At 53.4% G+C, this 296-nt stretch carries 2 tRNA genes; both read left to right on the top strand.

Features of this window, described 5'->3' with window-relative positions:
- Window positions 1–20: 20 nt before the first annotated feature.
- A tRNA-Ile gene (locus ACNQ0T_RS23850) sits at window positions 21–97 on the top strand.
- Between the two features lie 105 nt (window positions 98–202).
- Window positions 203–278 (top strand) — tRNA-Ala (locus tag ACNQ0T_RS23845).
- Window positions 279–296: the final 18 nt, after the last annotated feature.

The following is a 296-nucleotide window of genomic DNA, read 5'->3' as shown; positions in this document are numbered from 1 at the left end:
CAGCAGTAAAAAATCTCTGCAGGCTTGTAGCTCAGGTGGTTAGAGCGCACCCCTGATAAGGGTGAGGTCGGTGGTTCAAGTCCACTCAGGCCTACCAAATTTTTGCTGATGCTGCGTTGCGGCGACACTCACATACCTGAGTATGCTTCGTGTCACCACGCCTTGCCTCAACAAAAATTACCGGTAGAGAGATAACTACGATGGGGCTATAGCTCAGCTGGGAGAGCGCCTGCCTTGCACGCAGGAGGTCTGCGGTTCGATCCCGCATAGCTCCACCATCCTTTACTGCGAACACA

The organism is Enterobacter cloacae complex sp.6700776, from assembly GCF_048284255.1.
Taxonomy (GTDB): domain Bacteria; phylum Pseudomonadota; class Gammaproteobacteria; order Enterobacterales; family Enterobacteriaceae; genus Enterobacter; species Enterobacter intestinihominis.
This window is presented reverse-complemented; position numbering and strand designations above follow the sequence as displayed.